The following is an 8,876-nucleotide window of genomic DNA, read 5'->3' on the forward strand; positions in this document are numbered from 1 at the left end:
CATGCCGGCCGGCATCCTGGCGGATATCCAGTTTCAACAGCGTTAAGCCAAAAGCATAGGCGCGGCGCAGCGTATCAAGCAGCTTACCATTGGCAATTACTGCCATACCGCAGTCAAGCAGCGACTGGTAGCACAGTAGCAAAGGCTCCAGTAACTGAGCGTTATGCCAGATCAAATCCTGTGGCCGCTGCAGCCGGTCATGCTTTAATGCTTCAGTCAGCCAGTCGCGGGTGCGCAGTAAACCGCTACGCAGGGTATTCAGCACCTGCCGGTACGGCTCACTGCTGTCGCCTGCAATGTCACGCAATGCCGGGCTGGCCTGAAACATCGATAATTCGCTGCTGAGTAAATCCAGATCCTGTGCGAACAGATCTGCCGCTTTCCAGCGACTGAGCAACAGTACCTGACGGGTCACTTTCGATGTAACAAAAGGGTTACCATCGCGATCTCCCCCCATCCAGGACGCAAACTTCACCGGTGCAGCATCCAGCGCCAGGCCTTTACCAGTCGCGTTTAACAGTTTGGCGTCCAGTTCACGCAGGAAGTCTGGCACCGCCTGCCACAACGAGCTTTCAATTACTGCGAAACCTGACTTCGCCTCATCTACCGGCGTCGGCCGCTGCTCACGGATTTCATTCGTGTACCAGGCCTGGGCAATCAGTTCACTTAAGCGCAGCTCAACTGCCTGTTGTCGGGCGGGGCTAAGTTCATATTCCAGTTCAGTTAAGCAGGCTGCGATTTCGGTCAGCTTATGGATCAAAGTACGGCGGGACACTTCTGTCGGGTGTGCCGTTAGCACCAACTCAATGGATAAAATTGCCACGGCCTGATCCACTTTGGCAGCATCAAGCTTTTTATTGTCGAGCAAACTAAACAACTCCAGCAGTGGCTCCGGCTTTTCAATGCTGGCATGACCAATACGGCTGATGGTGTGGTGCTGCTCGGCCAGGTTAGCCAGATTAAGGAACTGAGCGAATGCCCGCGCTACCGGTAACAGTTCATCGTCACTCAGGCTACGCAGGACCTGTTTTAATTTATCGGCCTGTAATTCTTCGCCCTGCCGCGCTGCTTTGGACAGCAGCCGGATTTGCTCTACCCGCTCCAGCACCGCATCCCCTAACTGGTTACGGATAGTGTCACCCAACTTAGTACCCAATAAGCCAACATTTGCTTTTAATGCTGCATAATGATCCATGTCCGTTGCCTCGTTTGCTGGATTTTGCACCACCCTAGCGCGTTATCTGTTAGTACTCAACACTGATTGATTACAAAATGGGCAACGAAATTGGTAAGACCAAATAACCAGAAATGAGACAAAAAACCCGCCATAAAGGCGGGTTTTTCAGGGAACGACAAACAGATTAGAACTTGTAGCTGATACCACCGAAGAACTGGCGACCGATAGTGTCGAACACTTCCGGTACAGTGCCGCCGTCGCTGCCGTTTGCAACGCGTGAAGGCTCTTCGTCAGTCAGGTTTTTCACACCCAGCGATACGCTTAAACCGTCGGTAATGAAGTAGCTGGCAGAGATATTGTGATACAGCACTGAGTCAATTTTAGAACCATCAGCCAGATATTCACTTTCGCCGATGTAACGATTGAAATAGGTTACATTCCAGTCGTCCATACCCGCTTGAATGCTGAAGTTGTTACGCAGTTCAGCATAGCCGCCAAAGTTACCATCGATAATGTTGGTATACTCGATACCGTCCTGCTTGAACTTCAGTAACCAGGTAATATCGTTGTTGATTTTCCAGGTTAAACCCAAACCATCAAAACGGTAGCTGATGTTACCATCAATACCACTGGTATCCTGATTACCCACGTTAGTCAGCGGGTTAGTGAAGTTTGATAAGTCACCATCTAAGGTGATGCTGAAAGTTTCACAAGATGTAACGTCACCGGCGAAACAGTTGTTTAAACCAGCTTGCGCATCTAAACGCGTAATAGCGTTAGATACTTTGAAACGCCAGTAATCAACCGTCATCGACAGACCTTCGATCTGTGATGGTGATAATACAAAACCGGCAGTGAAAGACTCTGATTCTTCCGGTTGAATATTTGAATCTGACGTGTAATTCACCAGAATTTGCGGGTCTTGCTCATTGCCCCACGGGTCGTCCAGGTAATCGTAAGAACCTGTGTTACCACCGTATAATTCGCTAACGTTTGGCGCACGGAAACCGGTTGCTGCTACAGCCCGTAACATCAGCTCGTCAGTTGCTTCGTAGGTTAAACCAATTTTCCAGGTGCTGGCTTTACCGAAGGTTGAGTAGTCATCAAAACGCAGGGCAAATTCACCGGTCAGTTTCTCACTGAACGGTACGCTGACTTCCTGATAGAACGACACAACATCATAGCTACCATTGGTTGGGTCTTGCTGCGCTGCAGTGCCTTCGCCGGCAACAATGACCGGATCCGGGTTATAGTAACCACTGTCACGGCGGTACTCTGCACCAATAGCAAAGCCAACTGCACCGGCTTCTAAATCAAACAGGTCGCCACTTAATACACCGGCAACGATATGCTGCTTGTTACCACCTGTGGCTTGTTCAAAGTAACCAACATCATCAATGATCGCTTGCGTCAGTGGCGCACCGCTGAACCAGGCTGCCTGATTAGCATAAACAGAATTTTCCATCTTCACGGCATTGATAGAGTTTGCCACTGACGTATCAGCTTCATTCTTACCAAAAGTGTAAGACAGATCCCAGCTCATGCCGGTGTGTACGTCCAACGTGCCGGCTAAACCAGCAGATAAACGTAACGTATCAGTATCTTGTGCATAAATACGCGGGCCGACATCGTTGGTACGACGACGGTAGTTCACACGACCGGTGTCGTCAGCCTCGATACCACCAGCAATCATGCCAGGTGTTAACGTAATACAGTTCAGCAGATCAGCACCCGGTGCGCCGCAAACGTCCAGCATAATATCGCCAGGCTGTGCAGCAAGCTGCTGGTCTGATTTACGCTTGGTATAAAGTACATCGGCGGTGAAAATCAGCTCGTCAGCAAATTCTTGAGTAGCATTAGCGAACAGGCTGTAACGCTTACTTGGCGTTTGATACCAGCTGTCTTTGGTGAAATCGTAACCGGTAGAACGGTCAACCCACTGATCTTGAGCATTTTGTACTTTGCCACCTAAAGAGCCGGTAGGGATAAACGAGCTGCTGCCTGGCTCTGTCCAGTCACGATCAGCCTGAATTACACCTTCACGCTTAGAAAATGATGCACCAAACGTATAGTTACCACGGTCAGTGCTAAAACCATACAGGGCACTTAATTCACCGGTTTCGCCGTCGCCTTTATCGGTGCTGCTGCCATTTAAATCCAGCTGCACACCTTCGAAATCTTTCTTGGTAATAATGTTTACTACACCGGCAATCGCATCTGAACCGTATACTGCAGATGCACCGTCTTTCAGGATCTCTACACGGGCAATCATCGCTACAGGGATAGCATTTAAGTCTACCGCGCTGTCAGCACCTGAACCTGAGTTCACCATACGACGGCCATTTAACAGCACCAGAGTGCGCTGTGCGCCCATACCACGCAAATCAACCTGCGCAACACCGTCTGCACCGTTGTTTGTTGTTGAACCAACCGCAGCGCCAGCCATAGAAGTTTGCGCTTGCAGTAGCTGGTCAACTGACGTGAAGCCTTCAACACGGATGGCAGCAGCATCGATCACCGTGACCGGAGAAGCCGTTTCCATATCCTGGCGTTGAATGCGTGAGCCAGTTACTTCAATGCGCTCTACTTTAGCGGCTTCTTCCTGCGCCATTGCGGCAGAACTAAAACCAGCGACAGAAACTGGCGCCGCCAGCAGTGCAAAGCGTACCGCTTTGCTTACGAAAGAGTTTTGCATGTTATTCCCCCTGGAAGCCTTTGTTTACGGCCGCCGTTGTTATAGTGGTGGTTTTTCCGGCGCTGACGCTACTGCTGTTGTGTTGCCAAATCCAGTCCAAATACGCCAGATAGACCTTTACTGTGACAAAGCGGGGGATTTACACTGCCAGCGTACTAACTGTACTAATTTGTTAAGCGATGCAAGAATCCGGGCAAAAAGCTAACGGCTTTCGTTTGACTTTGCTAGAATGCGCGCCCCGACGCGGCTTAGGCTGCTACGGGAACCTAAATGCATCCTTTGAAGTCAGAGTTGCTCTGCATCGTTTTTAGAGTCGGATATGAAACTAAGCTGTTTAATAGTGGACGACGAACCTTTAGCCAGGGCTGGCATTAGACATTTGCTGAACCAGCAAAACCAGTTTGAAATTGCGGCAGAAGCCGATAACGGCACCGATGCACTGCGTCTGGCAGAACTGCATCAGCCTGACATTATCTTTCTTGATATCCAAATGCCTGGCCTTGATGGTCTGAATGTGTTTAAACAGCTGGCAAACAAACCTGCGGTGATTTTTTGCAGCGCTTATGCAGAACATGCTGTTGCAGCCTTTGAACTCAGCGCGGTCGATTACCTGTTAAAACCTTTTAGTGCAGAGCGGTTTCAGCAGGCCTTATTTAAAGCCTGTGGCAAAATTATTGACAAGCTTAACCGCGGCTCAAGCAAGCCAGCAGAAACACCAGGCTATATTGACCGATTGACCATTCGCGATCCGGGCCGGTTGCGAATTGTTGAAGTTAATGACATCAGCTGGATTGAAAGCGCCGGCAACTATATTGATATCCATGTTTATTCACAGCGTAAAAGTTACTTGCTAAGAGATACTATGGCGGCAGTTGAGAAAAAACTGGACCCGGCATTGTTTGCCCGCATTCACCGTTCCAGCATAGTGCGTAAAAGTGATATCGTTGAGCTAAGACCCGGCGACAAAGGCGATGCAGAGGTAATCCTCAAGTGTGGCACCGTGCTGACAATGTCGCGGCGAAACCGCGCGGCACTGGCCGACCTGTTTGGTCATCTCGCCTGACAATACAGCGCAATAGCGGATATGTTTGATATACTGCCAGCTTCAATTCAGAGGTAGAAACGGTATGACACAGCAGCAGGTAAGCACAGCACCAAAGCCCAAAAAGTCAGGTTTCATCAGTAACCTGCTGATAAACGTTGTGATCCCTGCCGTTATTCTAAGCCGGCTCAGTGGCCCGGATGCACTGGGGCCGGTGTGGGCCGTTGTCGTAGCGCTGGCGTTCCCGCTGTTGTTTGGTCTGTGGGAACTTCGGCAATCAGGTAAAGTAAACTTTTTTTCCATACTGGGTATTATCAGTGTATTGCTGACTGGTGGTATCAGCCTGTTGCAGCTGGATCCGGCCTATATTGCTATCAAAGAAGCCTTAATTCCCGGCCTGATTGGCCTCGTAGTACTGGTAAGTCAGTACACGCCCTTTCCGTTTGTCAAAAAGCTGCTGATAAACCCCGAATTACTTGATACCGATAAGCTGTACCAGGTATTGGAAGACAGAAATAACAGTGTAGCCTTTGAACAGCGGATGGCCCGCGCTGGCTACATTGTTGCCGCATCATTTTTCCTGTCATCTGTACTGAATTATATTCTGGCGAAAGCTATCGTTATCAGCCCGCCGGGCACCACGGCGTACGCGGAAGAGCTGGGCAGAATGACCTGGTTAAGTTATCCGGTCATAGTCCTGCCCAGTATGGTGATGCTATTTGGCGCTATTATCTATATGTTCCGTCAGATAGGTAAGCTTACCGGCCAGTCGCTGGAAGATTTCATGCTGCAGTAGACTGATCAGACAAATTGCAGATTTGTCTGATTAAAGTTCTTCAGATTAGGAAACAGTTGCAAACATTGTGCTGCTGACAAACCAAACCACTGCGCCAGTGTGGCAAAATACTGCTCGTTGGCAAACTCCGGAATAATCCGTCCGGCGCCGACATCACGCTCACCACCTAGCCTCTGCTGCGGTACTGCACCGAAAATATCACCACCTTTAACAGCTCCTCCCATCACCAGCTGATGCCCGGCCCAACCATGATCGGTCCCATCACCATTAGTACTCAAGGTCCGGCCAAAATCGGACATCGTAAAGCTGGTGACGTTATTGCTGTTGCCACTGTCATCCATCGCCTGCTGAAACGCCGCCATCGCTTCTGCCACCCGCCCTAGTAGAATCGGATGCAAACGTTGTTGATCGCCATGGGTATCAAAGCCGCCCAGACGAACAAAGAACACCTGCCGGCCAACATTCAGACTGTCCCTGGCACTGATAATCTGTGCTACTTTCCGCAACTGTGCGGCCAGCGTATTACCAGATGGGAATACATCGCTGAAATCCGGTGCCAGCTTCAATGCCTGGCGCATAATGGCACTGCGCTCAATGGCATTATTGTTCAGCTGCGCATAGTGCGCCCCGATAGGATGTGACTGTCCTGCCAGCAGCGCTTGTGTAGCCTGGCGCAACACACTTGAGCGCACATCGCTGCGACGCGTAGCCTGCAAATCCGGTACCCCGCCGTGCGTCAGCCCAAACGGATTGATCAGCTCTCCGCTTTGCCACAGGTTACTGCCCGCCAGGCTGATACAACTGGCAAAATCCGGCTGCTGATACAATAACTCCAGCATTTGCGCCCCCCAGCCCCGGCTGATAATCTGCGGCTCACGGCCGCGCATCCAGGTATCCTGCTGGTCATTATGCGAAAACAAATGCTGCGGCTTGATAATGCTGCCAGACAGATACTCGGCTTTGGTGGTCGGCTGCACTAAAGTGCCTACTGCAGATACCAGAGCAAGTTTACGTTGCTCAAAGTAAGGTAGCAGCGCAGCCATCGACGGATGCAAACCAATACCATCTTCCACTTCTCGCAGCGGTTTAAGTGGCAGCGCATCTGTGACGGCCAAATCCTGCCGGGCCTGCTGATAAAACTGCAAACTCTCTCCCGCCATTGGGATCAGCATATTCAGCGAGTCATTCCCGCCAACCAGAAAGACACATACCAGTGCTTTATAGTCGGTAAAAGGCTGCTGCTCAGCTGCCAGCACAGATTGCATAAAACGCATTTGTAATGCTGACAATGTGGCTGCGCCCAGGCAGCCGCGTAAACACAGGGAGAGAAACTGACGTCGGGTGTTTAATGTCATACTACATCTCCTCTAAAGCTGTACTGCGTAGTCTGGTGAAATAAACACCAGATACAATAAAGCAGCCGCGCGCTGCTCTGCGCTGAGCTCTCGTAGCTGAGCATCAGAGTCTGCCAGTAAAGCACGCAGCTGTGCCGGCATGTCGCCGGCAAAGAACAACAGGCTGTAACGATCCAGCAGTACACCTGTGCCCTGCGTTATCAGTAACTGCGCCAGGTCGCTGAAAGCCAGCAGCATATGACGTTCATCCGGCTCGCTTACCTGCTCTTTAATACTGAGGTTAATAGCCGAATGAAACAGGTTCTGCGTTTCCAGCAACAGATCATCGGTCAGCAACTGAGCTTCCGGGACAGCAAGCCCCTGTTGTTGCAAATCACCATTAGGTGAGTAATCCGGCCGGAAGAAGTTAAATACTGACGGCGCCTGTTGTGGTGCCTGGCCATGCGAATCTTCAACCGTCACTGTACGGATGCGGCCACTACTGGAGTCTGCAGCGAGCGCACGCCATAGATGTGTTGTTTTTAACAGCGGCTCACGCAATTTACCAAAATGCGCTGACTGATAGGCCCGGCTGTAGCGGGCTTCATCATCCAGTAAAATTGCGCTCACCACAGCGGCCATATCCCCTTTTACTCCTTGGCCATTGTCATTAAATACCCGGCTGACCCGCGCGACATATGCGCTTGACGGGTTTGACGTCACCAGCCTCTGGATCAGCTGTTTACTGATAAAAGGTGCGACATTCTGATGCTGAAAAATATTATCCAGGGCAGCGCTCAGGTCCTGCTGTGCCGTCTGGTTAGCCGGTAACACTACATTATTAAGCAATTTTTTCGGCGCTGTGTCGTGGTACTCTTCAAACGCCTGCATCGGGTTGAGTAAGTCTTTTTTCTTGCGGTTCCAGTACTCACCTGGGCTGCTCCAGCCGGTAAATACTCGGGCGAAGGCTTCAATGGTATTCTGATCATAGCTGGGAATTGCCTGCCCCTGCTTATCCAGTATTTCTGTACCATCCTCATTTAGCTGTACCAGACCAATAGTGAATAATTGCAGTACTTCACGGGCGAAATTCTCATCAGAACGGATATTGCGCGCCGGATCAGGCTTTTCATTGCTCATATGGCTAAGGTAGACCCCCATCACCGGCGATTTTGCCACTTCTTCAAGCAGTTCACGGTAGTTACCAAAAGCATTACGCACCAGAATGTCGTAATAATTGGCCAGCTCCAGCGGCTCCGTATCGAGGTTCGGATGGTGCATGGATGTCACCAGGATTTCGCTGAGCGCAAAGGCAACGCGTTGGCGCAGCTGATCAGGCCCATCCAGTGCAATCTGCAACCAGGCTTCAACCCGCGTATAGTGTGACGGATGGCTCTTGTCTATCACGTCCGGCACATTTGGCATATGTAATGTGGCTGGTAGCGCCAGCTGCTTATCTATCCACTGCTGGACGGTCAGCCCTGTTGCGTAATTAATATCTGCCATTGTTGGACCAAACGTAGCCTGCTGCAGTAATCGCGCGGCTTGCTGCTCTGACATAGCACCAGCTGGCAACGGCGGTTGCGAAACCGGTGGCGGTGTTTCAGGTGGCGGCTCAACAGGATCCGGCGGCGTTTCCGGTGGTGGTTGGACAGGGTCTACCGGCCCCGCTGGCGCCGGCTCAACAGGAGCAGGTGACACCGGAGGTGGTGCCGCACTTGTAGGAGCAGCGGTATCGGACCCGCCGCATGCTGTTAACAAAAGTACTGCAGTCAGCAGCAAGCCTCTTATCACAGGATCTGCCTCCTTTTCTGACTAAAATTGACACCCCC

The 8,876-nt window shown here is 50.9% G+C and carries 6 protein-coding genes; 2 read left to right on the plus strand and 4 right to left on the minus strand.

The features are described from left to right. Both VIN66_RS14000 and VIN66_RS14005 read right to left on the minus strand, forming a co-directional pair. On the minus strand, positions 1-1,195 hold a 1,195-nt coding region (locus VIN66_RS14000), incomplete at its 3' end, for a phosphoenolpyruvate carboxylase (RefSeq protein WP_331924556.1). A gap of 166 nt (positions 1,196-1,361) precedes the next feature. Continuing rightward, the gene (locus VIN66_RS14005) at positions 1,362-3,872 is read right to left on the minus strand and encodes a TonB-dependent receptor (protein WP_331924557.1); all 2,511 of its coding nucleotides are present in this window, start codon (positions 3,870-3,872) and stop codon (positions 1,362-1,364) included. 319 nt (positions 3,873-4,191) lie between these two features. On the opposite strand from VIN66_RS14005, the gene VIN66_RS14010 reads away from it, so the two are divergent. Together VIN66_RS14010 and VIN66_RS14015 are read left to right on the plus strand one after the other, a co-directional pair. Then, the gene (locus VIN66_RS14010; protein WP_331924558.1) at positions 4,192-4,935 is read left to right on the plus strand and encodes a LytTR family DNA-binding domain-containing protein; all 744 of its coding nucleotides are present in this window, start codon (positions 4,192-4,194) and stop codon (positions 4,933-4,935) included. 64 nt (positions 4,936-4,999) lie between these two features. Then, positions 5,000-5,710, plus strand: coding sequence for a VC0807 family protein (locus tag VIN66_RS14015; protein WP_331924559.1), 711 nt, complete (start codon positions 5,000-5,002; stop codon positions 5,708-5,710). 5 nt (positions 5,711-5,715) lie between these two features. On the opposite strand, the gene VIN66_RS14020 is transcribed toward VIN66_RS14015, so the two are convergent. Both VIN66_RS14020 and VIN66_RS14025 read right to left on the minus strand, forming a co-directional pair. Further along, positions 5,716-7,065 carry a DUF1501 domain-containing protein gene (locus VIN66_RS14020; RefSeq protein ID WP_331924560.1) on the minus strand — a complete coding sequence of 450 codons (1,350 nt, stop codon included), beginning with the start codon at positions 7,063-7,065 and terminating at the stop codon, positions 5,716-5,718. Between the two features lie 12 nt (positions 7,066-7,077). Further along, positions 7,078-8,745 (minus strand): DUF1800 domain-containing protein, encoded by a 1,668-nt coding sequence (locus tag VIN66_RS14025; protein ID WP_331924561.1) that lies wholly within the window; start codon positions 8,743-8,745, stop codon positions 7,078-7,080. Positions 8,746-8,876: the final 131 nt, after the last annotated feature.

The organism is Rheinheimera sp., from assembly GCF_036568245.1.
Lineage (GTDB): Bacteria > Pseudomonadota > Gammaproteobacteria > Enterobacterales > Alteromonadaceae > Alishewanella.

Coding starts and splice junctions, on each gene's coding strand:
- VIN66_RS14005 (WP_331924557.1), bottom strand. CDS start 3,872: ATGCAAAACTCTTTCGTAAGCAAAGCGGTACGCTTTGCACTGCTGGCG.
- VIN66_RS14010 (WP_331924558.1), top strand. CDS start 4,192: ATGAAACTAAGCTGTTTAATAGTGGACGACGAACCTTTAGCCAGGGCT.
- VIN66_RS14015 (WP_331924559.1), top strand. CDS start 5,000: ATGACACAGCAGCAGGTAAGCACAGCACCAAAGCCCAAAAAGTCAGGT.
- VIN66_RS14020 (WP_331924560.1), bottom strand. CDS start 7,065: ATGACATTAAACACCCGACGTCAGTTTCTCTCCCTGTGTTTACGCGGC.